The organism is Wolbachia endosymbiont (group B) of Chesias legatella, from assembly GCF_964026945.1.
Taxonomy (GTDB): Bacteria; Pseudomonadota; Alphaproteobacteria; order Rickettsiales; family Anaplasmataceae; genus Wolbachia.
In genome coordinates, this window is the sequence record NZ_OZ034711.1 from 242,361 (window position 1) to 269,352 (window position 26,992).

The 26,992-nt window shown below is 34.1% G+C and carries 20 protein-coding genes and 1 pseudogene; 13 read left to right on the forward strand and 8 right to left on the reverse strand.

The genetic code is table 11. The annotated features are described in order from the left end of the window. The first annotated feature begins 1 nt into the window (after window position 1). The 11 genes from AAGD65_RS01170 to AAGD65_RS01220 all read left to right on the forward strand — a co-directional run bounded on the left by AAGD65_RS01170 (window position 2) and on the right by AAGD65_RS01220 (window position 17,058). The gene (locus tag AAGD65_RS01170) at window positions 2-298 is read left to right on the forward strand and encodes a type IV secretion system protein VirB3 (protein ID WP_006015054.1); all 297 of its coding nucleotides are present in this window, start codon (window positions 2-4) and stop codon (window positions 296-298) included. A gap of 9 nt (window positions 299-307) precedes the next feature. Beyond that, complete coding sequence (locus AAGD65_RS01175; protein ID WP_010402460.1) at window positions 308-2,713, forward strand: VirB4 family type IV secretion/conjugal transfer ATPase; 2,406 nt, start codon at window positions 308-310, stop codon at window positions 2,711-2,713. Continuing rightward, entirely contained in the window at window positions 2,706-5,303 is a 2,598-nt protein-coding gene (locus AAGD65_RS01180; RefSeq protein ID WP_264682969.1) for a type IV secretion system protein, read from the forward strand. Before AAGD65_RS01175 ends, AAGD65_RS01180 begins: the two co-directional genes overlap by 8 nt. Window positions 5,304-5,320: 17 nt before the next feature. Next, complete coding sequence (locus AAGD65_RS01185) at window positions 5,321-7,849, forward strand: type IV secretion system protein (RefSeq protein ID WP_264682970.1); 2,529 nt, start codon at window positions 5,321-5,323, stop codon at window positions 7,847-7,849. Continuing rightward, window positions 7,846-10,752, forward strand: a complete 2,907-nt coding sequence (locus tag AAGD65_RS01190) for a type IV secretion system protein (protein ID WP_264682971.1) — start codon at window positions 7,846-7,848, stop codon at window positions 10,750-10,752. The genes AAGD65_RS01185 and AAGD65_RS01190 overlap by 4 nt, the downstream gene beginning before the upstream one ends. Before the next feature lie 81 nt (window positions 10,753-10,833). Beyond that, entirely contained in the window at window positions 10,834-14,088 is a 3,255-nt protein-coding gene (locus tag AAGD65_RS01195) for a type IV secretion system protein (RefSeq protein ID WP_264682972.1), read from the forward strand. Then, window positions 14,072-14,701, forward strand: a complete 630-nt coding sequence (locus AAGD65_RS01200; protein WP_064085846.1) for a hypothetical protein — start codon at window positions 14,072-14,074, stop codon at window positions 14,699-14,701. The genes AAGD65_RS01195 and AAGD65_RS01200 overlap by 17 nt, the downstream gene beginning before the upstream one ends. A 104-nt stretch (window positions 14,702-14,805) precedes the next feature. Further along, complete coding sequence (rsmD, locus tag AAGD65_RS01205; protein ID WP_007302024.1) at window positions 14,806-15,354, forward strand: 16S rRNA (guanine(966)-N(2))-methyltransferase RsmD; 549 nt, start codon at window positions 14,806-14,808, stop codon at window positions 15,352-15,354. Window positions 15,355-15,441: 87 nt separating this feature from the next. Then, on the forward strand, window positions 15,442-15,759 hold the full coding sequence (locus AAGD65_RS01210) for a hypothetical protein (RefSeq protein ID WP_264682973.1): 318 nt from the start codon (window positions 15,442-15,444) through the stop codon (window positions 15,757-15,759). 440 nt (window positions 15,760-16,199) lie between these two features. Next, window positions 16,200-16,547: a transposase gene (locus AAGD65_RS01215; protein WP_264336399.1), complete on the forward strand. Its 348-nt coding sequence runs from the start codon at window positions 16,200-16,202 to the stop codon at window positions 16,545-16,547. A 28-nt stretch (window positions 16,548-16,575) separates the two neighbouring features. After that, on the forward strand, window positions 16,576-17,058 hold the full coding sequence (locus AAGD65_RS01220; protein WP_252154099.1) for an IS630 family transposase: 483 nt from the start codon (window positions 16,576-16,578) through the stop codon (window positions 17,056-17,058). 9 nt (window positions 17,059-17,067) lie between these two features. On the opposite strand, the pseudogene AAGD65_RS01225 reads toward AAGD65_RS01220, so the two are convergent. The 4 genes and pseudogenes from AAGD65_RS01225 to AAGD65_RS01240 all read right to left on the reverse strand — a co-directional run. Then, window positions 17,068-18,261, reverse strand: a pseudogene (locus AAGD65_RS01225) (IS4-like element ISWen1 family transposase); the annotation flags it as partial. 235 nt (window positions 18,262-18,496) lie between these two features. Further along, window positions 18,497-18,784: a hypothetical protein gene (locus AAGD65_RS01230; RefSeq protein ID WP_341810953.1), complete on the reverse strand. Its 288-nt coding sequence runs from the start codon at window positions 18,782-18,784 to the stop codon at window positions 18,497-18,499. Window positions 18,785-18,799: 15 nt separating this feature from the next. Further along, the gene (locus AAGD65_RS01235; protein WP_264682442.1) at window positions 18,800-20,128 is read right to left on the reverse strand and encodes an IS4 family transposase; all 1,329 of its coding nucleotides are present in this window, start codon (window positions 20,126-20,128) and stop codon (window positions 18,800-18,802) included. 57 nt (window positions 20,129-20,185) lie between these two features. Continuing rightward, the gene (locus tag AAGD65_RS01240) at window positions 20,186-20,470 is read right to left on the reverse strand and encodes a hypothetical protein (protein WP_341810954.1); all 285 of its coding nucleotides are present in this window, start codon (window positions 20,468-20,470) and stop codon (window positions 20,186-20,188) included. Window positions 20,471-20,605: 135 nt separating this feature from the next. On the opposite strand from AAGD65_RS01240, the gene AAGD65_RS01245 reads away from it, so the two are divergent. Continuing rightward, window positions 20,606-21,214, forward strand: a complete 609-nt coding sequence (locus tag AAGD65_RS01245) for a superoxide dismutase (protein WP_264375731.1) — start codon at window positions 20,606-20,608, stop codon at window positions 21,212-21,214. 1 nt (window position 21,215) lies between these two features. Then, entirely contained in the window at window positions 21,216-22,490 is a 1,275-nt protein-coding gene (locus AAGD65_RS01250; RefSeq protein WP_264682975.1) for a M16 family metallopeptidase, read from the forward strand. On the opposite strand, the gene AAGD65_RS01255 is transcribed toward AAGD65_RS01250, so the two are convergent. The 4 genes from AAGD65_RS01255 to AAGD65_RS01270 all read right to left on the reverse strand — a co-directional run bounded on the left by AAGD65_RS01255 (window position 22,487) and on the right by AAGD65_RS01270 (window position 26,790). Then, window positions 22,487-22,804, reverse strand: coding sequence for a hypothetical protein (locus AAGD65_RS01255; RefSeq protein ID WP_264682976.1), 318 nt, complete (start codon window positions 22,802-22,804; stop codon window positions 22,487-22,489). The genes AAGD65_RS01250 and AAGD65_RS01255 overlap by 4 nt on opposite strands. A gap of 103 nt (window positions 22,805-22,907) precedes the next feature. Further along, window positions 22,908-24,119 carry a tRNA guanosine(34) transglycosylase Tgt gene (tgt, locus tag AAGD65_RS01260; protein ID WP_264682981.1) on the reverse strand — a complete coding sequence of 404 codons (1,212 nt, stop codon included), beginning with the start codon at window positions 24,117-24,119 and terminating at the stop codon, window positions 22,908-22,910. Continuing rightward, window positions 24,120-24,620, reverse strand: coding sequence for an NADH-quinone oxidoreductase subunit NuoE (gene nuoE / locus AAGD65_RS01265; protein WP_010402402.1), 501 nt, complete (start codon window positions 24,618-24,620; stop codon window positions 24,120-24,122). 97 nt (window positions 24,621-24,717) lie between these two features. After that, a complete protein-coding gene (locus tag AAGD65_RS01270; RefSeq protein WP_341810955.1) occupies window positions 24,718-26,790 on the reverse strand; it encodes an ankyrin repeat domain-containing protein in 2,073 nt (690 codons plus the stop codon). Window positions 26,791-26,992: the final 202 nt, after the last annotated feature.

Here is a 26,992-nt window from a genome sequence, read left to right on the forward strand (position 1 = left end):
TATGTCTACTGGCAGCATACAAACGAATCAATTATTTAAAGGTCTTACAAGACCTGCAATGCTCTTTGGTGTGAGTTATATGTTTGCAATATTAAACGTTCTAATTTGCATGCTAATTTTCATTAATACAAATGATCTTAGAGTAATTCTCCTGATGTTACCAGGTATACATGGACTTGGCTATATAGCTTCTGCAAAGGAACCGTTGTTTATTGAGTTATTTATGGTAAAGTTGGGAAAATGTTCCAAATGTTTAAATCGGTTTTATCATGGAGCCAATTCTTATGACATTACTTGATGTTATGCAATGTTGAGATTTAGAGCTATTCAATCAAAGAATAAATCTATTCTAAGTAGAGAGGTTCACGCTGCCGAATTTATACCTTATTCTTGCTATTGGAATAGTACAACCTTGATAACAAAGCAGAATTGGTTAGTTAAATTTATAAAATTAAATGGCTTTGCGTTTGAAACGGCCGATGATGAAGACTTGGTGATACAAAATAATATCAGAAATCAGATGCTAAGAAGCATTTCATCTCCAGCATTTAGTTTGTACTTTCATACCATCAGGCGTAAGAAGAATATCTTTTCTGATGAATTTGCAAACCAGAGTTTACCAAATTTTTTTGCTAACCATGTAAATCTAAAATGGAGAGAAAAACACGCAACTAGGCAATCTTTTATTAATGATTTATACATTACGATTATTCGTAGGGCAGATACAAAGGGAGTAGAATTTTTATCACATCTACTGAAAAAATTTGGGCATGTAACTTCAAAACATGCTTGGGAAAGTGATATGCGTGATACCTATGAAGATTTAGAGGAAACGACAAATCGTATAGTAACAAGCCTTAGGAATTATTCGCCTAAAGTCCTTGGAGTAAAAGAAACTCCAAACGGACTGTTTTGTGAAATAATGGAGTTTCTGTCTAGAATTGTAAATTGTGGCTTTGTTACAAATACGCTTTTTCCACTAAAAACTGAAATATCAAGATACTTACCAGTTCATAGGTTATTTTTTGGTCATAAGATGATACAGGTTGTGACTCATAATGAAAGTAAATATGCTGGAATAGTTAGTATCAAAGAATATGGAAATAATACTTCCGCAGGAATGCTTGATTCTTTTTTACAACTTCCTTATGAATTTATTATCACGCAGTCTTTTCAATTTACAAATAGGCAAATGGCAATTGCGAAAATGCAGATACAGCAAAATCGTATGATACAATCTGCAGATAAAGCTATTTCTCAAATAGCAGAAATTTCTCATGCGCTTGATGATGCAATGAGTGGTAAAATTGCGTTTGGTGAACACCATTTAACTATCTTATGTATAGAAAAAAGCCCTAAATCATTGGACAATGCTTTATCATTGGTTGAATCGGAGCTTTCTAATTGTGGTGTTTATCCTGTTCGTGAGAGGGTTAATCTAGAACCAGCATTTTGGGCGCAAATTCCTGGTAATTTTGATTATATAGTAAGAAAAGGTACAATAAGTAGTCTTAATTTGGCCGGTTTTGCATCTCAACATAATTATCCTACTGGTAAAAAATTCAATAACCACTGGGGAGATGCTGTTACAGTTTTTGATACAACATCTGGCACTCCATTTTTCTTCAACTTTCATATAAGGGATGTTGGACATACTATGATAATTGGGCCAACAGGTGCTGGCAAAACTGTTTTAATGAATTTTTTATGTGCTCAAGCAATGAAATTTTCTCCAAGAATATTCTTTTTTGATAAAGATCGCGGTGCAGAAATTTTTTTAAGAGCACTTGGTGGTATCTATACTATAATAGAACCAAGAACTAAGACAAATTTTAATCCTCTGCAACTTGACGATACTCCTGATAATAAAACATTTTTGATGGAATGGATAAAATCTTTAATTTTAGTGTACAACGATAAATTCACTTCAGAAGATATTGCTAGAATTAATGATGCAATTGAGGGAAATTTTAAATTAAAAAAAGAAGACAGATTTTTGAGAAATCTTGTACCATTTTTAGGACTTGCGGGCCCTGATACTCTAGCTGGAGCAATATCTATGTGGCATGATGATGGCTCTCATGCTGCAATATTTGACAATAAAGAAGATTTGCTAGATTTTTCAAAAGCAAGAGTGTTTGGCTTTGAAATGGCTAGCTTGCTAAAAGATCCTGTTGCTCTTGGGCCGGTCTTGATTTATTTGTTTCATAGGATTAGTATATCGCTTGATGGCACTCCATCTATTATTGTTCTTGATGAAGCATGGGCGTTAATAGATAATCCAGTTTTTGCACCTAAGATAAAAGACTGGTTGAAAGTGCTGAGAAAGTTAAATGCTTTTGTAGTTTTTGCTACTCAGAGTGTTGAAGATGCAAGTAAAAGTGCTATTAGTGATACGCTTGTACAGCAGACAGCAACACAAATTTTTTTGCCAAATCTGAAAGCTACTAGTGTCTATCGAGATGTTTTTATGTTAACTGAACGTGAGTACATACTGATCAAACACACAGATCCAAGTACTAGATTCTTTTTAGTAAAGCAGGGAGTTAATGCTGTAGTAGCTAGAATAGATCTGAAAGATTTGGATGATGTGGTCAACGTGTTATCTGGACGTGCGGAAAGTGTTCTATTGTTATATGATATACTGAAAGAAGTCGGAGATGATCCAAAGATGTGGTTGCCTGTGTTTTATCAAAAGGTGAAAAATGTTTAAAACTAAACTGTCATTACTGTTAGTTGCGATATTTTTGTTAAATATAGATTTTTTGCTCTCTTATCCAGTGTTTGCAGATACAGTAAGTGGTACTGACAAAACGGAATTTGTTAGCAGATTTAATTCTACTGGTAGCTTTAGCCGTGCCTCTAATCCTGACTGTAAGGCGTTTAAAACAGCTGCAGCAGTTGCTGGGATAGCAATTGCTATTGGTGCAATATTTACTGGTATTGTTTTGATTGTCTCTTCTGCTGGTTTATTTACTGCTCTTGTTATCGTTGGAATGATAGCTGCAATTGTTGGAGTCTGGAAAGCAATAGGGGGGCTTGTTGTTTGTGAACATAGTTTTGTTAAACACCCAGTTGCACGTGGTCATGATGGAACATACAAAAATTTTAAAGAAGACACAGGTTATAATGGCTGCACCAATAAAAATTACCAAACAGAAGATGAATATTTTTCTTGTTTGCAAGATAAAGCTCGGGAAAACGTGAACAAAAAAGACTATGACGGGAAAAGAGCAGAAAAAGAAGCCTTAAATTCTAACGTTCAGGAGAGTACAGAAAGTTATTACTGGCCAAAAAACGGTGTGCAATACAGTGAATATATAGAAATATGTCATCGAAATCCTTTAACTTTTGGTAATCTTTTTAACAAGAAAGACTTTGATTCCAGAGAAAAACCTGGATACATAGACTTTGATGTAAGGGAAAAAGATACTGGATATGTAGATGGGTCATGGTCCCCGACGGTCGATGGTGAGCTGAAATGTAAAGTTCTCAAAGCAGGACAGAGCGAACCCATACATGGATCAACATTTAAAGCAGTGAAAAAAATGGGCAGATTATGTGTGGAGTTAGCAAGTGTGAGAATGCTTGGTATCGAAATGACTCCTTGGCCGCAAGGGGTTGATATGGGGTGCACGGAATTGCCACCTGACCCACTTGCTCCTATGTGTGAAAAATCTGTGATGAAATTCAAAAATAAAGATGGTACAGGTGAATATGAGGAAGATCTTAATGATTCTAAAAATAAGGACAAAGATTACAAAACTATTATAAGGGAAAAGAAAGGAGGGGGAAAAATTTTTGTAGGTTATGACAATAAAAGCTGTTTTAGCTCGTATGTCTCTGAAGCTTGCTACAATCAAGCGGGAAGTAAGTCATTATCTCCTATTCCTATAACTTCTATGATAGTGCAATGTATTAAGGAGTCGTTAGATAATTTAGTGGCAGGTATTGATTCAAGTGGTAACTTACTTACAGACAAAAATGGACATGCTAAGGGTAGTTTTTTGTCTGTAGCACAAAAAAGACTGAAGAACACTGTTACTGCTATCTTAATTTTAGCTTTGATATTGTTCTCTATAAAAGCCATGTCTGGTGGAATGCGTAGTCCACAAGAAATGTACATGTTGATCATTAAATTCGCTTTAGTGATTTACTTTACGACAGGTAGCACTATGTCTCATTATTACGGGGAATTAACAAAACTTTCGAACGGCTTATCAGAAATAGTGCTTAAAGCTTCATCTGAGAGTAAAAATATATGTAATTATGAGGCAGGTAAAGATTATGAATACGATCGTGCAGGGCAGAAGGTATCCTACAGTTATCTTGCACCTTGGGATAGGCTTGATTGCAGAATTTTATTTTATTTAGGTGCCCCTTTAGATGGAATTGGTGGCAAAATTGGTACTGGAGGTGTTGCAACGTTAGCGGTTTTGCTTGGCGCTGCTCCTGTCTTGTTAGTTGCAGGTTCGGTGATTGGTATTATTTTCGCTGGTGGACAAATTTTAGTAGCTCTTGTCTGTATATTTATGGCCATTTTGCTGATGATGGTTATTTTGTGGATGTGCTATGTATTTATTTTATCTCTAGTTGCTTTAAGTGTAATTGTTATTCTATCACCTTTGTTTATTCCTATGGTTTTATTCCAACACACCAAAGGATATTTTGACGGCTGGGTGAAAGAGTTGATTACCTATAGCTTATACCCGGTTATCCTTTTTGCGTTTTTATCCTTTATGTTCATAGCATGTGATAAAATCTATTTTAAAAATTTAAATTTTAAACTGGACGAGTCATATAAAAATGAACAACCAGACAAGTCATATGAAAAGAAACAAGCAGAAATCTCATATAGTAAGAAAAAACAGTGGTTTAAATTGAAAGATGGGGAATGTGATAAAAATGAAACTACTCTCGCATGTATGATGCAAAATTATAGCTTTAAAAAGAGCAGCATACTTGGTCTATTCGACTTTACATATATGGAGTTTGGCAGCTCTCTAATCGGAGAATTATTAAAATTGTGTTTAGTATTATTCCTCTTTTACCACTTTTTAAACGTTCTTCCCGGCATGGCTGCTGAGCTTGCTGGTAATCACAGGGCAGCACTTGGTTCAGGTAGCACTCCTGCACAAATGGTGAATAAAGCTTTATCTGCTGCCAAAGCTGCTGCTGGAGGTGCTGGTCAAGTTGCTGCTGCGGCTGTAAATAAGGCAAGAGGAGCTATTGGAGGAGGTGGAGATGATAATAAGGGATCGGGATCTTCCTCTAGTGAATCTATAAAACCAGGTGGAGAGTGAGCGCAGGTGAGTAACAGATGTTTGAACATTTGAGCAACCAAAACTTGGTTAAGCTATGCATAAGTTTTGTGATACTCTTTTTATTATCTGGGTGCGGGTGTATTAAGCCAGAAGATTCATCAGGCTTGCGTGAGAAATTGGATATAGTGTCAACAGAGCAGAAATGGGTTGATTCTGGAGTCTATATTTCGAATAAAATAAAAGTAACAGAGATTAATATAATACCTGATAAGGTTAATTTTTGTTCGCAATATAAAGATTTTGTAATTGAACCTGGAGTAAGAAACGTTACATTACCGTTTGCGCTTAAAGCTGGCGATGCGATAAGCTTTAGTGTTGTTGGAAGTAAAATGTGTAGAAACGATAATGGCACGGTCACCTATAAAAAAATTGATGAGAGTTGCGGTGAAGGAGAGACGGAGTATTTTGCACATGTTTTAAATCAAGAGAATTGTCAAGGTGAAATATGCCCTAATAAATATATCATAGGTAACGCAAAATGGTTGAATGGAAAAGAATACTGGAATCCAAGTTTTGTAAAATCTGATCAAGATGAAAAGGAGATTGAAAATATCATTAATTCTATAAAACAAGGAGAAAATATAGACTGCAGGAGGCTTTCAAGCAGTCAGAAAGTTGAGATAGATACGTACCTTTTAAATCTTGCGTGTGAGAATACATGTTATTATGCCAGTCAAGATTGTGTGCAAATTGAATCTAATACTATAGATGGCAATAAACGTAATGTAGCTAAAAATCTTGCCAACGAACTAGCTGTTGGAAAAGTAAGTAAGGAAGAAGCTATCAAGAAGGCTGTAGATGGTATAATGGGAGTGTTAGATGATAGCAACATAGCTAAAGGACACAGCGATAGTTCAGATGGTGAAAAGGATAAAGTAAATACAGAAAAAAATACCAAGGGAGCTGTGGATGATATAAGAAAAAAGAAAATGAAGAGGATAAAGACTTACATTCCATCATTAAAGGTGTCGATAGGAGGAAAGGAAAGTTTTAAATATGTAAGGAGTGATGGTATACGAACTAACTTTGATCATAAGATCAAAGAAAACTATGATAAAGGTACAGAGTTAGTATTTACACTTAAAAATGCTAAAGAAAAGAATGCTGGTAAAGGGGGATATAATATAAGGGTCACAAAGAGCCATAGTCTAGCAAAAAACTTATATATACATGTTTCTGATAAGTTTCCTGAGCACAATCCTGGTGAAATTCTGGGGGATATACCTGTGGATATCAGTGAAGTTCATAATACTGAGTATATGGAAAGATTAAAAGAAAAGCTAAAAGACAAGAGTGGCACTATATATTACGGAATAAGAGATCATGGCTGTGATTATAAGAAAAATGAAGGTCAGTTTAGCATTAACCTTACAACTAAAGAGCCACCTGTAAGAACTTTTAGTGCGATATATAATTTTTTTGATGAAAAAGTAAAAATTGCATTTTTTGGTTCCAGTTATAAAAATTCAGAATGGAATCACTCTGAATCTAGTCCCGTGAAGTCTCTTTATCAAAGTTTTGTAGCGTCAGATAGAACAAAGACTATCAGATCCACAATAGTGTCGTTATTAGTGTTATATATAACTTTATATACCCTTTATTACTTTTTTGGATTGTCTCATGCTTCTACATATGAATTTTTAATTATATGTGTAAAGATAGGAGTTATTACCCAATTGCTGAACGATAACAGTTGGAGTTTTTTTTATAACAATGCATTTTCTATTTTTGTTAATGCTCCAAAACAGTTAATAGAAATAGCAAATTTCAGAGGTACAACATCAAATGTTTTTGAATTTCTTGATTTACCGCTCAATAGGTTTTTATCAGCACACTCAGTGTTACTAATAGTATCTCTTATATTCTCTGGTCCTTTGGGTATTGTATCGTTTTGCTTGGTGATTTGGGGTTTGATAACAGTGAGCTTATCGATGTTTAACGCCTTATTTTCTTTTATCACATCTATAGCAATAGTTGCATTATTGCTTTCCTTGGCGCCTCTTTTTATTATTTGCCTTCTATTTGGATATACTAGACAGATGTTTCACAATTGGGTCAAAAATTTAGCAAGATTTGCAATTCATCCGGTAGTGCTTTTAATTTTTATATCATTAATAAGCCAGGTTATGGATTATATTGTGTATTCGGTCTTTAATTTTGAGGTCTGCCCTACATGTATACTTAATCTTAACTTAAGGATTTTTAATCCTTGTATTTTTTACGGTTATGCTTCCAAACATGTACCTAATATTACCGCTATGATGGCTTTTGTGATTTTGGGACATGCCATGAAAGCTTTAGTTGAGGCATCTTCAACAATATCTGATTCGTTGTTTGGTGTTTATGTAGCAAGCGAACCAGGAAGGCAATATCAGCAAAGCTTAATGGGAACAGTAGGTTTAGATGAACAAAGTATCCAAAGAAGAGCAGGTCAGCAATCTGGTACACCAAGTCGAAGACCTCAAATACCACAATCAGCTCAAAGATCAGCACCTAAAATACCGACAAACACAGGAAATCAATGATGAGCAGAAAATCATTATTATTGATACTATGTCTTGTAATTACTGGCTGCACAATGGATTGTGTTGAACCTGGGTTGCAGAGCAGAAATACTAGTGTCAGTATAGATGTTCCAGTTCGTGAAGCTGGCGAAGGAGTTAAAATTCATTGGGTTGATTCTGGTCAAGTAATTAGCAAGGATGAGAAAATCAAATTTACTCTTGGTGGGTCAGTAAATTTTTGTCCTCTTAAAGAAGGGAAAAATCCAAAGAGAGTACTTGTGCCCGCTGTATTTTGTGCTAATGATTTAATACCAAATTACAGTAATAAGTTAATTGATAATGCTAGTCTTGATGAACGAGAAATATGTGGGGATATAGGCTTTGGAAATAATGAATTCTATAGCAATAGACGTTATGTAGATACTGGAATTAAAGCAAATCTTGGTGATAAGTTAAGCTTTAGCTTAGTTCCCAGAAAGATAACGATTAATTATGACAATCCGGAAGGGAAAGGTATCAGCTTTGATGACAATTGCTATAGAGCTGAAGAAAATGATAAAAAAGACAAAGCTACAATAAAAGACATGCTCAATGGAGGAAAGTTCTTTTGTGGAGAAAGTGGTAAGAGGACTAAAGTAGAATTTCCTAAGATTAATAAAGAGAACATAGAAGAAAGAAGAGTGCTAGTTGGTAATGGCTACACTCCATATGATAATAAGGTACATTTTAATAAGGATTATATTCAAAATTCATGGATAAATGGCGCATTGTTAGATTTACGACGAACTAAAATAGGACTGGATAAATTATGTAATGGGAAAAAATGTGATTTTAATGAGATAAGCAAGTACAGCTCTTATGAGCTTAATTGTTACTATCAAAATATATGTTACAACGCAAAAGGTATAGGGGAGAATTGCGTCTCTTCTATAAGGTATGAGAAGTATGATAAAAGAAATACATGTGACATGTATTCTCATCTTAAACGTATTGAGGATGAACTAAAAGAGATTGAAGAAAATAAGAGGGATTCTAAGCAGATTGACATTAATTTAATATCAAATTCTAAATTAAACTTCAAAGAGGACAGAGAAGATATTTCTTGGGCTGAGGCTCTTGTTGCAAAAGTTGGCGATCTTAATAATCAGAATACTGCTAAAGGTATTCAATGTTTTCCAGAGAGAAAGGGTGCAAAAGGGGATAATGTGTGTTCGCAAATTGGTGATAATTTTGAACATTTTTCTTTGAAATTAAATCATGATTATAAAATAGATGAAAAAGATATAATACCTGGTAGTAGTGTGATGCTTGCTATAGCAAGCAATGGCAATTACTTTCTTCATAGAGGTGGATATCATGTTGCAGTGACTAGATCATGTAACTTCGATAGTGGTGAAAAACTGTATATGTACTTGGGTGATAGCCCGCCAGAAGATCCATCTGCTCGAAAGACTAATAATTTCAAAAAAGTAAAGAAATTAGATAAAATAACAGAGGATAATGTAGACTATTACATAATAGATGGAAGTCATTTAAAGGATAAAGAGTCTAAAAAGATATACTTTGGTATTAATGTAGAAAACGTAAAGAAAGATGATATTACGGACAAAGAAGGCAAATATTATGAAGATAACAAATACACAGTAAATTTATTTTTAAAAAGAAAAATAAACGATTTTATTTCATCAACTGTAAACAAGATTTTTGATTTCATAACAGACGGGGGTGAAGACGGAATTAAAATTCCATATGAAGGATATAGAAAGGGGCTTCTACAAGGAATAAGAGCTTTGCTTATTCTATACGTTATATTTACTGTTGTTGGCTATATGCTTGGAACAATACAATTAAGTAAATTCGATTTTATTATAAGAATATTCAAAATAGCATTTATAGCTTTTGCTTTTAGTGATAGAAGTTGGGAATTCTTTGGTACAACTTTGTCTGGGCTTTTTGTTGATGGTAGCATTTATTTAGTTGATAGTTTTTCTGGCTATATAGGAGAAGGAGGTAAAAAATTTGCATTCTTAGATTTAACAGCGGGAGTATTATTTACAGGAGAAACATGGCTGAAATTTTTGTCTTTAATGCTATCAGGACCTTTTGGCTTTATTGCATTTTTGGCAATACTTTATGCTACTTTTGTGTTTTTAAGATGCATTATTAGTGCTACGTTTAAGTATGTAATATCTACTGTTTTAGTGGCATTTTTATTGTCATTGGCACCTTTATTTATCGTATTTATTCTATTTCAACAAACTAAAACATTATTTGATAATTGGATAAAAACGCTGGCTCATGTTTCATTGCAACCAGTCATTTTATTTTCATCCTTGTCTCTTTTAAACCAGTTAATGTATTCAGTTCTATACAACCTCACAAATTTTTCTGCATGCTATCAATGCTTAATTAGTGTAAATTTTTTATCGTATGATCTGTGTCTTATGAAATCAATATTACCTCTTGGGTATAGTCCTGGTACTAGTGTTGATGTTGCGCTCAGTACTGGAGAAAGGGCTGGTGGGCACTTTGCAGCATTACCTATAGATCTAATCCAGGCATTTATATATCTCATCATTGCTAGTGCAATGGAAGCTTTTGTTTCTATATCAGAAACTATGGCGCAGGCGTTGTTCAGCTCTGGTTATGGAGTTGCTCAAAGTGTTAGTCATATTTCTAGGAGCGCATCACAAGCTATGCTGTCAACTGTTGGCCTTGATGATAGAACCCAAAATATGATACATAACATCAAGCAGGGAATGAGTAAAGATCGTAGCAAAATTGAAGCTAAATTGCCTGATACACCAAAGCAAGCAGATGGGAAAGGGAGTGCTGGCAGAGAAATGAGCAAATCTGAAACACTAAGCCAGCCAGATAAGCAAAAGGATTCTGATAAAACAAAAGGACAAGTCAAGGAAGATTGATGAGATATATGGAGTAACTAATTAAAAAGATATTTGAAGTAAGGTTTTAGAAATTTATTCTGTATTGGAAAAAGTTTAGGTATGCAATCACGCTTAGGCAAATGTTGGTTTAGGTTATTAATTTTGGTAATCTGTGTTCTGGTTACAGGTTGTAGTAAGAATGATATGCCTTTTCCAAGATGTATATCTGCTGATTATTTTGGTCCTGAACCCATTGCAATTGGTGCTCATTTTCCAATCGGTCATGATGCGTTTTTTCCAGAAGGTGAAAGTGGAGAACCTATTGATCCTGAAACCGGAGAAATCAATTATGGTTTTCACTCTAATCAAGTGGTGAAGTGGAAAGATACTGGATTTGAAACCAATGGAGATAGTTTAGTAGTACGAGTAAATGGTGCATGGACATCTTGGAGCAATAGTAATAAGAAGAAATCTCAAAGTAGTTATAGTTTGGAAAGTTTGGAGCAGTTAAAATATGCAACCAAATTTGAAAGAGGGGAAGGTGACAACAGTCTGCCTGACTTTCACTTGGTTTGTAATGATTATAAACCTAGCATACAAAAATTTTCAAGTAAGCCTAATGCAAGTTGCACTGTAAATTGCAAGTGCATTAATGAAGATGATAGCGCAAATACAGTATCACGTGGTGCTCCATGTTGGTTTACTAACGGCCATGGTGCTTATCTTTTATTTAAAAGGCCTAGCGATTCTAGTCCTAACGAAAATTTAAAATCCATGCGTAACCCTGAGTCTCCTACTGTACATCTAGGTTACAATTCCGTAGCGGAAGATGGAAGTGGGCTTTTTACTTTAGACAGAGATAACACCACATTACAGGACAGAAATTGTAATAAGGTGAGGTTAGAAAAAGGATGGAAAATATATGTAAAGATATTAGATAGATATTATCTAGATAATGCAGGTGGCTACTCTTTTGAATTTTTGAGCGGAGTGCAGAAACCAAGTAACTTTGGATTTTTTGATTACGTTTATAACTATCTAAAATGTGTATTATTGATTAACGAAAATTGTAAAAAGCATTTTGATAGCAATGATCCTGCAGCTGCACAAGCGATATTTCAAAATATAGCTGAAAAAAGTACGAGCTTTCACAATTTTGTTCTTTCCTTGCTTGTTCTATTTATAGTGATTTCATCGCTTCTTTATCTTTTTGGAATGATAAGAGAAACTAAGCATGATATGCTCATCAGAATGATGAAAATCACTCTAGTAATAGTGCTTATATCTCCTGGAAGTTTTAGATTTTTCTATGATCATTTTCTTGTTTTATTTGTTAAAGGTCTTGAACAATTGATAAGCATAATTACTAATTTTGCTCCCAACATGAACACCGGAGGTAATTCAAACGTTGCTCAAGGAAATGAAGCTAAATTGTTTAGCTTCATGGAGGATATGTTTAATAAGTTTTTTGCTTACTCTGTTTGGAAAAAGTTTGCAGCATTTTTACATTATCAAATGTGGGCAAGTCTCCTTATGATACCGGCAATTTTTGTAGGGATTGTCTTATATTTCCTGCTGTGTATGTATGCTTACATAATATTCCTTTCTGGTTTTATGGGTATAGCTTTTCTTGTAGCTATAATGCCGCTATTCCTAATCTCTATTTTATTTTCACCACTGAAAAGTCTATTTGAGGGTTGGATAAAATTCTGTATTAGTTTCTGTTTGCAATCAATTATGATATTTACCCTGCTGTCATTACTTGCTGCGATGATAATGAATACCTTTTATAAACAGTTAGGCTTTACTGTGTGCTATAATAAATGGCTTGAAATAAAGTTATGTGCTCCAAAATGGGTATTTGGTGGTTTTTGTATAATTGATAAAGAATACTTTAGCTGGACTCCAGGGCAAATTTTTGTACCTTATGCTATTGGAGAGGCTTCTCCATTGAACGTAGATAAGAATATAGAAGGTATAGAAAAACTAAGCAGAATAGGTGGTACAGTAAAGTTTACTGGTGGCGCTGGATATATCCCTCTTCCACCAGATTACATTAATAAAGGTTTTCGTTATATAGATTATCCTTTCTTTAATCCAATTCCTGGAACTAAAGATAATCCAGCAGACCACTATATTGCGGAAAGTGATATGATAGTTAGTAATGGCTGTAGTGCAAAAGATCTAGTACGCTTAACAAATAGTTTATCTCATGCATCAGAGAGGGCTGACATTATATTACTGATCAACAATATAGAGAAAAGGATAGGTGATGTTAGTGAAATAATAAAACGCTACTGTCAAGATATAAATAAATGCAATAGTTATAGGGAAATAATTAATGAAATAAGATCTTTAGTGCGGAGTGCGATAAAAAAACAAGGTTGTAGAATACTGAAACTTCATGATTTATATAAGGATCCCAACAGTGAATACTGTCAGAAATGTAAAGATTGTGAGGATTGCAAAAATTATAAAGAAAATAGTGATTACCAAAGGGTGCAAGACATACAGAGAGGTTATTTAATCAACGCAGGAGAGATCTTTGTATTGTTCTTGCTTTCGTTTTTGATGTTTTCTTTGAAGGAGTTTGTACAACAGATGGGCTCAAGCATTGCCGGTGGTGGGTTTGGTGTTTACAATATATCTAGTATGTATCAAGCATCACCTGTGACTGGTTTAATGCAGGGATTAAAACAACAGATGCAAGATAAAATTGGTGGAGGGCTAGAGTCTTTAGGTAATTGGGCTACTCATGTACCGGACAGATTAGCTGGAGGTACAGCTAATTTGCTAGGTAGAATACCAGGAGTTGGGGGTGTGCTGAAATATTCTATTAATGTGCCACGTAAGCTTGTAGGTGCTACTATTGAAGCAACAAAATTTGCAACATCACCTAAAAATGATGTTGATAAGCTTGAGGAAAAAATCTACAGGGCGTTTGGAATTGATAAAGAAGATATTGCACATAGAAGAATTGATAAATATTTAGAATATTATAAAGGATATGTAGGATCACATTTGGGCTATACAATAGAAGATGCTATGAAGTTTACTTGGGAACATGGTCTCGACTCTATAGGAATTAACCCTGCTACAGGAGAAAAGGATGGTTACCAGCATAATCTACTCTATAGAGCAAAAACATATAGACGGGAATTTCTTGAGAAGCTTCATGACTACACTATTGGCCGCAAGAGAGAACCAGAAGAAGATGAATCATCAAAAGAAAATAAGCCTAATCAATCAAATCGAAAATTAGGTACGGAACCAGAAACCCTAAAAAACACTACAGAAGCTATACGTGCCGGAGAAGATAGAGAGCGTCAAGATAATGAAAGGAATGAGAACATAGAGAATGATGAAGAATCGTAATTTCAAAGGGCTAAGTTATTATGGTCTTCAGCAAGACGAAGATGGTAATATCAAGTTAAACGATTACAATGATGTTTTAAATGCGCGCAGAGCGAGGGTAGATTTGTTACTAGATAGCACTAAGCAAGGTGATGTTAGTCTTTCAAAGCTAAATAAAGCTCTGAATGAGAGACTTATAGATGATAAAGGGCTATCGTCAGAATTTGACAAAGAAGACAAAGAAATTGCACAGAAGGAGCTTAAGATGTTCTCTATTTTAGACGATCTTGATAATCTTGCAAACATTGAAAGTGAAGATCTATTAGAGGTTAGTTTGTTACTATCAGATCTTAGTTTTATAGAGAGAAATATTGTGTTGAATGCCGATCAGAGTTCTGATCTAATAGGGTTCAAAAGTCTATTTATAGAAAAAAAAGCATCTGGTGAGGAATATAGTGATGAAGAGTGTCACAATTTCCTCGATAGTATAGAGAAAATCAATACTTTAATTAAGTTAGAGTTAGAAAGTAGAATTGAAGGGATGGGTCATGATGAAAAAAACAACCATGATGATTTACAAGACGAGATTGGTCGTGCAATCAGTATAGAAAATAAATCAAAGAAAAGCGATTGATCTTGCGTTCCTCCACAAGCAACCTTCTTTCTATTAGACTGCTGAAGCTATGTTGACATTAAATGTGTATTATAAATAATTAGTTAACTTCGAACTTGTTTTATATGTTACGTGTTATTGCGGGTAAATATCGTGGAAGAAAAATAACTACAGGCAAGAATTTAGCTGCACGGCCCACTATGAGTAGTGTCCGAGAAGCAATATTTAGTATACTTTCTTCAAGAAAACCTATTTATAACCTAAATGTACTTGATTTATTCTGCGGAAGTGGCTCTTTTTCATTTGAAGCACTTTCTCGAGGTGCTAAACATGCATTCATGGTAGATTCAGATTATTACAATTTGCAACTGCCTAAAAAAACAGCAGAAGATTTTGGAATTACGAACGATATCACGTTAATTTGTTGCAATGCTAACGGATTACCAAGACCTATTTCAAAGTGCGATATAGTTTTTATGGACCCACCTTATAATATCAATCTGGTTAACTCAACTTTAGACGAGTTAGCTCACTCAGGCTGGTTAAATGATAATGCGTTAATAATTCTAGAAATGAGGAAAAATGAAGGTTTTGAGTGCAATAAAAACTTCAATATAATTGTGGAGCGTACCTACGGTATTGCAAAAATAATTTTTCTTTCTTCACTCACTTGAATTTCTTTTGTAAACATCTATAGCTAAGCTAAGTAAGATTTTTCCGAGGACTGAAAGAAAAAATCAATTCGTTTTGGTGGGAATAGGGTGTGTAACAGCAAATCAATACGAGTTGATATACTAGAAGAAGCAGTATGGAAAGAAATGAAGATGGTACTCAAAGAACCAGAGGTAATGACAAAGGTTAGACTTTTAAAATATGAAAATAAGCAGGCAAAGGATGAGATTGAAAAACGCGCAGATAAAATAGAACAAGGTATAGAAAAATTAGCTTATGTATATGCAAGGGGTCATATAACGAAGGAAAAGTATGACTTAGAAGTTGAGAGCATGGAAAAGGAGTTAAAGGAATCAGAGATCAAAGGGAAGAAGCTATCGATGAAAAGAGGCTACAGAGAGAATTAGATTTTATCACAAACAGTGTAGAAAGTTTTTCCTCTGAGAGAGCTTAATCAAGCAGACTATGAAACTAAACTTGATATAATAAGAAAGTTAGTTCAACGCATTGAAATTGATGATGATAACGTGCATGTAGTATTTCGGTTGAAAGAACTCGCTCGAAAGGGAGTGTTAAATAAACTGTGTCAAACCGAGAAGTAAAGTAATAAATTGATAAAATGGAGGTTTGACACAGTTTATTTAACCATACGCGTCAAGTTAAGGAAAAATGAACAAATTTAGTGCACTCAAAGTTGATATTCTTGTTTTTCTATATTTATCTTTTAAGGAGAATTTTGACCAGGTTGAGATGAGTTTTTTGAGGAAAATTTGAACTTTACTGACTACACAATTTATAGTATTTCCTAAAGTAAATGATAAAGGTATAATGAAGTATTTGAGTTATAATGGCATATAGTGTGGATTTAAGGGAAAAGGCAGTATTGATGATAGAAAAAGGGAAGACAAAGGTTGAGATAGCAGAGCTCATGGAGATAGGAATAGCAACTCTGTACCGCTGGTTAAAAAAGAAAGCTGCTGGTGAAAGCCTAAAGCCATCTAAAAACGGTAGCTTTATTCGAAAAATAGACCCAAAAATACTCGAAGAATATGTTACAAAGAATCCAGATCATACTCTGGCAGAGATGAAACAAAATCTTGGATTTGGAATAAATTCAATTTGGTATAGACTAAAACAGCTAAAAATTACTTTAAAAAAAAGTCACACTATATCAAGAGCGCAATCAAGAAGATAGGCAGCAATTTATTGATAAAATCTCAAAAATAGACCATTCCAGCATCTTATATATAGATGAAGCAGGAGTTGATAATAAGTTATACCGAGAATATGGACGTGCTCCAAGAGGAAAGAAAATTTATGCAGATATTCCAGGGAGAACTCGAGAGAGAATCAGTATAGTAGCCGGGTGGATTGGAATGAGATTTATTGCACCAATGACTTTCAAAGGTGGGTGTGACAAAGAGGTATTCAATATATGGTTGGAGAAGATGTTATTACCTAAATTGCCACTTGGCACAACCATAGTTATGGATAATGCTACATTTCATAAGACCACTAAAACAAAATCATTAATAGAGTCTTTTGGCTGTCATGTGCTGTATCTTCCAACATATTCACCAGATTTGAATCCCATAGAACACTGTTGGCATACCATCAAAAGCCGCCTCAGACCTCTAATGTATAAATGTACAGACTTACAACTTTTGGTTGGTAATACCATAATGGAAATTTATCATTCATTTTAGAAAATACTATAATGTTAAGAATAACTCTCTAACCCGCCTTTTTAGCTCAATAAATGCCTTTGTTAAGCTAAGTTCTGTATTCTTTTTCACTTCTGTGCAACCAACTATGCCGTGAAATATAAGAATTGCGCACAATTTAGCATATAGTTCACATAATACTCTGCATGGCTTTCCTTTTAGCTTATCAAGTCTGATATGGCTTTTATACAATTTAAATAATAACTCAATTTGCCACCTTACTCTGTAAATCGTTAATACTTGCTCAGCACTAATTTTATTTTCTGGAACATTAGTTATAAATATTGACCAGTTCAACAATTTTTGATTTCTTTTAGAGGATGTATATCCCTGCGATCTTGCTAATCTATTAGCTTTCCTTCTTCTGGCCATAGACTGTTCTTCAGTTAGTTTCTGACATATAATTCTTACTCTAATTTTTGCTTCTTTTCCTAACAATACCTCGTTTTCTAAAAATAACTTATCCTCTAAACATTCTAATAACTCCATTTTTTGATTTGTTTCTACATCATATATGTTGGTATCGGATTTATAACGACTTATGAAATAAGCTCCTATTTCATTGATTTGTTTAAAAGAACTTGACACAAAATAACCGAGATCAGATATTAGCAAATCATTGCTTAATATATTACTTAAATGTTTCCTATATCCCTGGTCTGATCTTACTCCCTCCGTTAAATTAAGTTGGTCTATTATCTGATTCATGTAGTCGAAAACTAATTGTAACTTTATTCCAGACTTAGTATTGCTTTCATAGCCACTGTAGCTAGTACCATAACCTTTATACATCTCTTCCATACTGTTAGGTAGAGTAATATAGCTACTGTCCAATAATTTAACACTATTAAATTGCTGTAAGATTTTGCAATCAACTTGCAAGATATTTTTGAAGAGAACCACAGATTCATTATACATCCTTTTCATAAATTCCACTGCTTCTTCAGTAAATCTAAAATCCAAACCTTGTTTTGTTATATCTATCGAGTCCTCGTTTAGTAATTGACACATTGTTTCTACGCTACAATTATCAACCCCTATATTACCCAAGACCATGGCTTTTACGAACGATGAACCTTTTAGCTTTCTCTTTCTTTTTATAAACCTTGTTGTAGTTGAGATTTTATCTGCTTTTTCATTAAAAAATTCTTTGAGCTTTTTTGATAAGCTAGTTATTTTATTCATTGGTTCTCTCACTAAAAGTATTTCTGGGAGAACTTATACCTTATTATTCTATCTCTTTCATACCTTTATTTCCTTAACTTGACGCGTATGGTTTATTTAACACTCCCCAACATTCTATCGGGATGCCAGTGTCAGCTACTTGCATGACATCCTCTTGCTTCTATAGGTGTCTTTATCTCGTCTACTTTATTTTGCCACACAGATACAATGGTTTCACATGCACTTGGTAGGCTATCTATTTTGAAAAAGAAGGACTACCAACACCTTCACTTTTTGCATCACTAAACTTACTTGCTACTTTATCAATAGTCCAAACTAGTGGTGTAATAACAAGCGCAGCAGCCCAAATAACAGCACTAACAGCATAACTCAAAACTGTGTTAACAAATTTAGATAATGCCCTACTATGGTCCCATGTCTTATGTGACAACATGGATGAATAATCTATGAACGATTTTGTGTTACGCTTAAGATCAAAACTATCTACTACTTTCGCTAATCCTTTTGCCGGCCAGTATGACAAATCATACGCGTCAAGTTAAGGAAAAATGAACAAATTTAGTGCACTCAAAGTTGATATTCTTGTTTTTCTATATTTATCTTTTAAGGAGAATTTTGACCAGGTTGAGATGAGTTTTTTGAGGAAAATTTGAACTTTACTGACTACACAATTTAATGTTAAGAATAACTCTCTAACCCGCCTTTTTAGCTCAATAAATGCCTTTGTTAAGCTAAGTTCTGTATTCTTTTTCACTTCTGTGCAACCAACTATGCCGTGAAATATAAGAATTGCGCACAATTTAGCATATAGTTCACATAATACTCTGCATGGCTTTCCTTTTAGCTTATCAAGTCTGATATGGCTTTTATACAATTTAAATAATAACTCAATTTGCCACCTTACTCTGTAAATCGTTAATACTTGCTCAGCACTAATTTTATTTTCTGGAACATTAGTTATAAATATTGACCAGTTCAACAATTTTTGATTTCTTTTAGAGGATGTATATCCCTGCGATCTTGCTAATCTATTAGCTTTCCTTCTTCTGGCCATAGACTGTTCTTCAGTTAGTTTCTGACATATAATTCTTACTCTAATTTTTGCTTCTTTTCCTAACAATACCTCGTTTTCTAAAAATAACTTATCCTCTAAACATTCTAATAACTCCATTTTTTGATTTGTTTCTACATCATATATGTTGGTATCGGATTTATAACGACTTATGAAATAAGCTCCTATTTCATTGATTTGTTTAAAAGAACTTGACACAAAATAACCGAGATCAGATATTAGCAAATCATTGCTTAATATATTACTTAAATGTTTCCTATATCCCTGGTCTGATCTTACTCCCTCCGTTAAATTAAGTTGGTCTATTATCTGATTCATGTAGTCGAAAACTAATTGTAACTTTATTCCAGACTTAGTATTGCTTTCATAGCCACTGTAGCTAGTACCATAACCTTTATACATCTCTTCCATACTGTTAGGTAGAGTAATATAGCTACTGTCCAATAATTTAACACTATTAAATTGCTGTAAGATTTTGCAATCAACTTGCAAGATATTTTTGAAGAGAACCACAGATTCATTATACATCCTTTTCATAAATTCCACTGCTTCTTCAGTAAATCTAAAATCCAAACCTTGTTTTGTTATATCTATCGAGTCCTCGTTTAGTAATTGACACATTGTTTCTACGCTACAATTATCAACCCCTATATTACCCAAGACCATGGCTTTTACGAACGATGAACCTTTTAGCTTTCTCTTTCTTTTTATAAACCTTGTTGTAGTTGAGATTTTATCTGCTTTTTCATTAAAAAATTCTTTGAGCTTTTTTGATAAGCTAGTTATTTTATTCATTGGTTCTCTCACTAAAAGTATTTCTGGGAGAACTTATACCTTATTATTCTATCTCTTTCATACCTTTATTTCCTTAACTTGACGCGTATGGTATGACAAATACGCCAATGCTAGATATAAAGGTTGCAGAATTACACTAGCTAACGCAAAAGTAGTAGTCTGAATCATAGAAGGATTTTGGTAACTACCAAGAGCTACATTTTTCACTGGCCCAACAACACTGTTGATAAGGTAAACGGATTTATAGAAACTATTTTGTGGAATTTTGTTACATCCAACACTTTTGGTAGGAACATCTCCAAACTTAGCATATTTCTTAAAATTATCATATAAATTTAACATATTACCCCTCTAAAATAAAAACATAATTATCTTACTAATATCGCTTGTTTTAGAATAAATGTAATCACTACCTAACTAAATTATCTGTTGCGCAAAAGCACATATTACCATACCATCGAAAATAAAGAGGTCAGCATGAGTTTTACTTTACCTGAGCTGCCATATGATAAAGCAGCTTTAGAACCTTACATATCTGCAAATACATTGAATTTTCATTATGATAAGCACCATAAGGGATATTTAAATAAACTCAACGAACTGGTTGAAAACACAGATTATCAACATATGGAAATTGAGGAATTAGTAACGAAAGTTCATGGAAATAATAATACAGTTCCTATTTTTAACAATGCAGCACAAGTTTGGAATCACACTTTTTATTGGAATTCAATGAAAAAAAATGGTGGTGGTGAGCCTAAAGATGATGGTCTTCTAGCAAAAAAAATTCAAGATGATATTGGTGGCTTTGACAAATTTTGTGAAGAATTTTCAAATTATGGAGTAAGCCAATTTGGCAGTGGATGGGTGTGGTTAGTGCTTGAAAAAGGAAAACTCAAAATCACTAAAACTCCAAATGCGGATCTACCGCTAATTTATGGCCAGGTGCCACTACTTACTATGGATGTATGGGAGCATGCATACTATTTGGATTGCCAAAATCGCAGAATTGACTACATAAAAGTTTTTCTTGATCATTTGATCAATTGGGATTTTGTAGAAGAGAATTTAAAGAAGAATATATAAGATGAATATACCACAAGTAACAAAACTAGATAATGGTCTGCGCATAATAACTGAGCGAGTGCATGAAGTTGATTCCGTAGCTTTAAATATACGAGTTGGTGTTGGCAGTAGAGCTGAAAGTGCAAGTCAAAATGGAATATCTCATTTCCTAGAGCACATGGCTTTCAAAGGAACGAAAACGAGGACTGCATTTGAAATTGCAAAAGCTTTTGATGATATAGGTGGAGCCTTCAATGCCTGCACCGGTAGAGAAAGCACCAGTTATTACGCAAAGGTTCTTAAAAAAGATATAAATACTGGCATTGATATATTAATAGATATATTAATGAATTCTACATTTCCAGACGATGAATTGGAACGCGAAAAGGGTGTTGTAATACAAGAGATTTTTCAAACTAATGATTCACCGAGCGATATCATTTTTGATAAGTATTTTGAAGCAGCTTATAAAGATCAACCATTTGGTAGGTCAATCTTGGGTACGCAAGATACTGTCAAATCTTTTACTCGAGCTAATCTAGATAACTACATAAATGAGCATTACTTTGGCGAGAACATTATATTTGCTGTTGCAGGAAATGTTGAACATGAGGAAGTTGTTCAATTAATCAAAGACTTTCTCTCAAAGATTCATTCAAAAGAGCTGAAAAAAAGCGAGAATGCAAGTTATACCGGTGGTGAGTATTTAGAACATCGTAAATTAGATCAAGTACATTTATTAATTGGTCTACCTAGTGTTTCTCGTGATGATAATAGATATCATACATTCAAAGTTCTTGATGCCATACTGGGAAGCGGAATGTCATCACGCCTATTTCAGGAAGTAAGAGAAAAGCAGGGTCTTGCTTACTCCATTTACTCATTCAACTCTAGCTATGCTGATACGGGAATGCTTTCGATTTTTGCTGGTACAGATAGTAGTAATCTAGATAAGCTTTTAAAATCCATAACGACAGAGCTAAAGAAATTGTCTACAGATGATTTAAAGGAAGAAGAAGTAAATAGAGTAAAAGAACGAGTAAAATCTCAAATTTTAATGTCACGCGAAAGTGTTAGCTCACGTGCTGAAACATTAGGACACTACTACGGTAACTATAATAAATACATCAGTAAAAATGAATTAATAGAAAAAATTAGTGCTGTTACTATTTACGATATAAAAAAAGCAGCAGAAGAATTGCTATCTCAGCATGAAAAAATTACTTTAGCTGCGATTGGAGAAATTAATTCACTGCCAAGTTACGATAAAGTTGTTTCTATGCTTAGTGTACTTTAATTATGTTGCTTATGCTCACTAAAAAGTTCAATGAATGGTTGCAAAATCCTTTCTATAAAAAGTTTCCTTTCTGGTTCATCGCGTATACCACTAATTATTTTATTGAAAGCTTTTTCGCTGTTTTGTAAAAATAAATAGCTTTCTACTGATTGCACAATAGACAAGGCAGTTAAAATTCCTCCTATCACTAAACAAGAAGCTATAGCAGGTACGGTACCCACTGCAATTCCAGTTGAGATCAATGATAAACCAGCTAAGAGTGTAAAGGCTGAAACGCAAAACGCTATTTGATGTTTTTCTTTATTTTTAACCATAAATGCCTCACAAAATTATATTTCTAGTATACCCGTATATATACGGTACTGTCAAGTTTTTAAAGAAGATTAAAAAATGCAACGCACATGTACAAAATATGAACTAGGTATATAATTCACAATGCAGCGGTATTTCACTAATCCAATTATTTTTTTCCTGATCTAGCCTATCATTCAATATTGCTTGTCTTATTGATTCCATCAACTTATTCATGAAGAAAACATTGTGAATGGTAACGAGTGTATAAGCCAGCAACTCTTTAGCTTTCAGTAGATGGTGTATATAGGCTCTTGAATGTTTTCTGCAAGTAAAGCACAAACAGTCATTTTCAATTGGGTTATCATCTAGTTCGAATCGTTGATTTCGCAAATTAATATGCTCTTTGCACTTTGAAGAAATAGAATCTCTATTTTTTACTTTAACAAGCGCGCCACCATGTCTTGCGAGGCGAGTTGGATGCACGCAATCAAATGTATCAACTCCAAGCTCTACTCCACGAAAAATGTCTACAATTCCACCAATACCAAGCAAATGAGTAGGCCTATCTTTTTTTAAATGTTTCATAATAAAGGAAACTACATCATACATCTGCTCTTTACTTTGACCAAGTGATCCACCTATTGCTTGACCAAAAAATGGCAAATCGTTGATAAAATCACAACTTTCTCTACGCAAATCTTGATACACTCCGCCTTGACTAATTCCATAAAGCACCTGTTTGCCATTATTATTTTTTTCAAATTCATTTAAAGAACGTTCAGCCCATCTATGGCTCATGAGCATCGATTTCCTTGTGTACTCCTTGCTGACGTGAAATGGAGTACATTCATCTAAAACTAAGATTAAATCTGCACCTAATTTTTGTTGAATTTGTATCGACTTTTCAGGAGTTAGACAATAAGTTTTACCATTTATGTAAGAACGAAAAATTGCCCCATCCTCGTTAATTTTGATCAGAGTTTTTTGTTTCTGTCTTACTCCCTTTATCTCTTCTGAAACTGATCCGTGTCCTAAACTAAATATCTGGTATCCACCAGAATCAGTGAGCATTGGCCCACTCCATCCCATCATCTTGTGCAAGCCACCAAGCTTTGCCACAGTATCTTCTCCCGGTTGGAGCATTAGGTGATAGGTGTTGGAAAGTATTATCTGAGTACCTGCTTCTCTGATTCTCTCGATATCTGCAGCTTTAATAGCAGCTTTGGTTGCACAAAATATAAATGCTGGTGTTTCTATACTTCCATTTGGAGTTTTGATCGTTCCAACTCTTGCAGAACCTGATTGCTTGGTTATCCTAAACGAGAACTTTTCCATCTATTTACTTGAAAGTTCTGCTATGATATTTTCCACTTTTTCAGGAGTGAGGTTTTCATAAAAATCGTTATTGATCTGTACAACAGGGGCATTAACACATGCACCAAGACATTCAACTTCCTTTAAAGTAAATAGATTATCTTTAGTGGTTTCACCGATATTGATTCCAAGCTTCTTTTTAAAGGTACTTAAAACTTCCTCGCTATTGCATAACCAGCAAGGAGTTGTTCTACAAACTTGTATTAGATATTTACCTACTGGCTTTAAATTATACATGGTATAAAAATTTGCCACTTCATACACGCGAATATGTGGAATATGAAGCATGTCAGCAACGTAGCGCATGGCAGATTCAGGAACCCATCCGCATTGTTCTTGTACTAGATACAGTAAAGGCATAACAGCGCTTCCTTCTCTACCTTTAGGATACATCTCTATAGACTTTTTTGCTTTGCTAAGATTGTCTGGTGTAAAACTAAACTGCTCTTCTTTCTCTTTCATCTAATAAGGTTCATGTAAATCTCAACAAATTATACTTGAAGAGTTAACAATTGCAATTAGACTTCTTGCATAATCTAAGACCTACTGTAAACCAAGCTTAGTATAATCCAATTTGACGTACCTTATTATTTTTTTTACTTTGTAATTGATCTACATGAGAAACTTTTTCACCACTTTGTAATCTTTCTCCCTGGAAAATTCCTGCAGGCCTTTCAAAGTACCCACGTTCAATAGCATTGTAAACTGAGTAACCACCAAATAAGCAATTTTTTCCTATTTCTTCTCCACAATCTTTTAATTCTTTCAACCTCTCTTGATCTCTTACTTCTACCTTTATCCAGTTTTTATTTTGCTTATCAGGATATAACCTAACGTCTAACTCTCCCTTAGTGGTAGGGAAAGTCAACACTATATCACTATCGTCCGCAAGATTGGTGTAATTCCTTATACCATTCTTTGTTATAATTGCTACCTCACTTTTACCAATCTTTATTATATCTCTTTCATAGTCTATGTTTCCCTGAGCTCGCCTTAACTCACTAGCTTTTTCTGTGAGCCTTGCAACATTTATTGTGCTATCCTCAGAATATTCTGAATACAAAGTGGTGTTATCCATTTTTGCATTTCTTACCACACCATTAATAACTGCTCCTTTTATAACTTCCATAAAATCTAGAGTGCTATATATATACTCGTAATAAGCTTCTATCATATTCCCTTTGTGCTCTTTAAATTCAGATTCTAGTGTATCAATTACTTTCATATTATCCTTATTATATAACACTGCCCCTATTGATACCAACTTGCATACTATCCTGCTTGCAACTTCAGGATTCTTTCCTAACTCACCAATCCTTTCCATAACACAATCTGTAAAGTTACGCTTCTTATCTTGAGAAAATCGTCTGTTAAATCTTCCTCCTGAGAGAATAGCTTCGTTTACAACTCCTTCCAGTTCATCCATATTTTGAGCTTTAGAAACTTTATCTAAAAATTCTTTTAGCTTTATCTGTCGATTCGGCGGTAAATTACTCCATAAATCCCTAGAACAATACTCCTTCTCATCATAACTTGACCATTGTAAATTGATTGCATCTGCTTTCAAAAGTAATCTTTTTACTTCAAACTTAAGTTGGTTTTTTGCTCTTTCATCAGTACCTGAACGAGCAAAAGAATCAAGATTTTTAGCATGTTGATGCACCTGTAACTCTCCTTCATTACTTCGAAGATTCAAAACCATTCTTAGATCTTGATCATTCCCAAAATCATCTAAGAATTCTTGTAGATCTTCAACAACTGAATCACCTTCTGAGTTGTTTACTATATCCAACAACTTTCTTCTCAAGCCCCCCTGTCTCTTAGTTAAAACGTAACCTGAACCATCTTCGAACCAATCTTTTGTTTCCATTATAGAGCGTAACTTATCACTCAACTTATCTCGCTTATAAGTCACAAAGTACTTTTCAATATGTTCATGATGATTATCACGTGCAACTTGCAGAGGAGTTTTTCCTTGTTTATCACCTTGATCAGAAATAGCTCCTTTCTCTAAGAGTAAAACTACGCCTTCAGAACAACCAACACTAGCAACATGATGCAAAGGCGTTTTTTTTTCATTATCTTCTGCATTAAGGTCAGCTCCCTTTTCTAAGAGAGCAGCTATACTATAAGGTCCAGTAGCATAGTGTAATGGTGTCCTTCCTTTATCATTCTTGATATTAGGGTCAGCTCCTGCTTCTAAAAGCAAACTTACGGCACAATCATATTGTTTTTTTGCCCAAGCCATACTTGATATTATGTGCAATATCGTCAAACTAGACTCTCCCCTTTCACAATTAAGAACGGTTTTTAGATCTTGATTATCTTTATTATTTAATAAAAACTTTTGAAGTTGTCGGTAACTATCTCCTGCACTCAAAGATCTCATTGCACTAAAAATAGATAGCAATTCCTCATCTAACTCTTCTTGACTGTCTGTCAACTCAGTTGTAACAAGCCACGCACACATTAAATTATCAAACGAGCCTTTTGTAGCTTCAGCAATATCTACCAAATGACGCCTATCAGGAAACATGAATAAACTTTTAATCAATTCATATTCATAATCCTGTTGTAGCTCGTTTTCTATTCTACTTTCCTTATTAGAATCTTGCCCAGTAACTTCTGGCATATTTACTCCTCACTTTATAAAACCGAATGTAATTATAACAAATAAAGCTAATGCAAGCTAGCTTTCTACTACTTCTTGTATAGTTATATCACTAACACGTAGCGGGATTATAAACATTAAGAAATTAACTAGATGGAAAAAAGGCAAAAGAATCCCCTAGTAGTGAGTTTTATAATGTAAATTGGCGCCGTAATAATGTGCT

What these genes read in the sequence shown, in the direction of transcription:
- nuoE (WP_010402402.1), bottom strand. Translation starts at nt 24,620, where the DNA reads ATGAAAGAGAAAGAAGAGCAGTTTAGTTTTACACCAGACAATCTTAGC.
- AAGD65_RS01245 (WP_264375731.1), top strand. Translation starts at nt 20,606, where the DNA reads ATGAGTTTTACTTTACCTGAGCTGCCATATGATAAAGCAGCTTTAGAA.
- AAGD65_RS01200 (WP_064085846.1), top strand. Translation starts at nt 14,072, where the DNA reads ATGATGAAGAATCGTAATTTCAAAGGGCTAAGTTATTATGGTCTTCAG.
- AAGD65_RS01185 (WP_264682970.1), top strand. Translation starts at nt 5,321, where the DNA reads ATGTTTGAACATTTGAGCAACCAAAACTTGGTTAAGCTATGCATAAGT.
- AAGD65_RS01180 (WP_264682969.1), top strand. Translation starts at nt 2,706, where the DNA reads ATGTTTAAAACTAAACTGTCATTACTGTTAGTTGCGATATTTTTGTTA.
- AAGD65_RS01270 (WP_341810955.1), bottom strand. Translation starts at nt 26,790, where the DNA reads ATGCCAGAAGTTACTGGGCAAGATTCTAATAAGGAAAGTAGAATAGAA.
- AAGD65_RS01175 (WP_010402460.1), top strand. Translation starts at nt 308, where the DNA reads ATGTTGAGATTTAGAGCTATTCAATCAAAGAATAAATCTATTCTAAGT.
- AAGD65_RS01240 (WP_341810954.1), bottom strand. Translation starts at nt 20,470, where the DNA reads ATGTTAAATTTATATGATAATTTTAAGAAATATGCTAAGTTTGGAGAT.
- AAGD65_RS01170 (WP_006015054.1), top strand. Translation starts at nt 2, where the DNA reads ATGTCTACTGGCAGCATACAAACGAATCAATTATTTAAAGGTCTTACA.
- AAGD65_RS01215 (WP_264336399.1), top strand. Translation starts at nt 16,200, where the DNA reads ATGGCATATAGTGTGGATTTAAGGGAAAAGGCAGTATTGATGATAGAA.
- AAGD65_RS01250 (WP_264682975.1), top strand. Translation starts at nt 21,216, where the DNA reads ATGAATATACCACAAGTAACAAAACTAGATAATGGTCTGCGCATAATA.
- tgt (WP_264682981.1), bottom strand. Translation starts at nt 24,119, where the DNA reads ATGGAAAAGTTCTCGTTTAGGATAACCAAGCAATCAGGTTCTGCAAGA.
- AAGD65_RS01235 (WP_264682442.1), bottom strand. Translation starts at nt 20,128, where the DNA reads ATGAATAAAATAACTAGCTTATCAAAAAAGCTCAAAGAATTTTTTAAT.
- AAGD65_RS01195 (WP_264682972.1), top strand. Translation starts at nt 10,834, where the DNA reads ATGCAATCACGCTTAGGCAAATGTTGGTTTAGGTTATTAATTTTGGTA.
- AAGD65_RS01190 (WP_264682971.1), top strand. Translation starts at nt 7,846, where the DNA reads ATGATGAGCAGAAAATCATTATTATTGATACTATGTCTTGTAATTACT.
- rsmD (WP_007302024.1), top strand. Translation starts at nt 14,806, where the DNA reads ATGTTACGTGTTATTGCGGGTAAATATCGTGGAAGAAAAATAACTACA.
- AAGD65_RS01255 (WP_264682976.1), bottom strand. Translation starts at nt 22,804, where the DNA reads ATGGTTAAAAATAAAGAAAAACATCAAATAGCGTTTTGCGTTTCAGCC.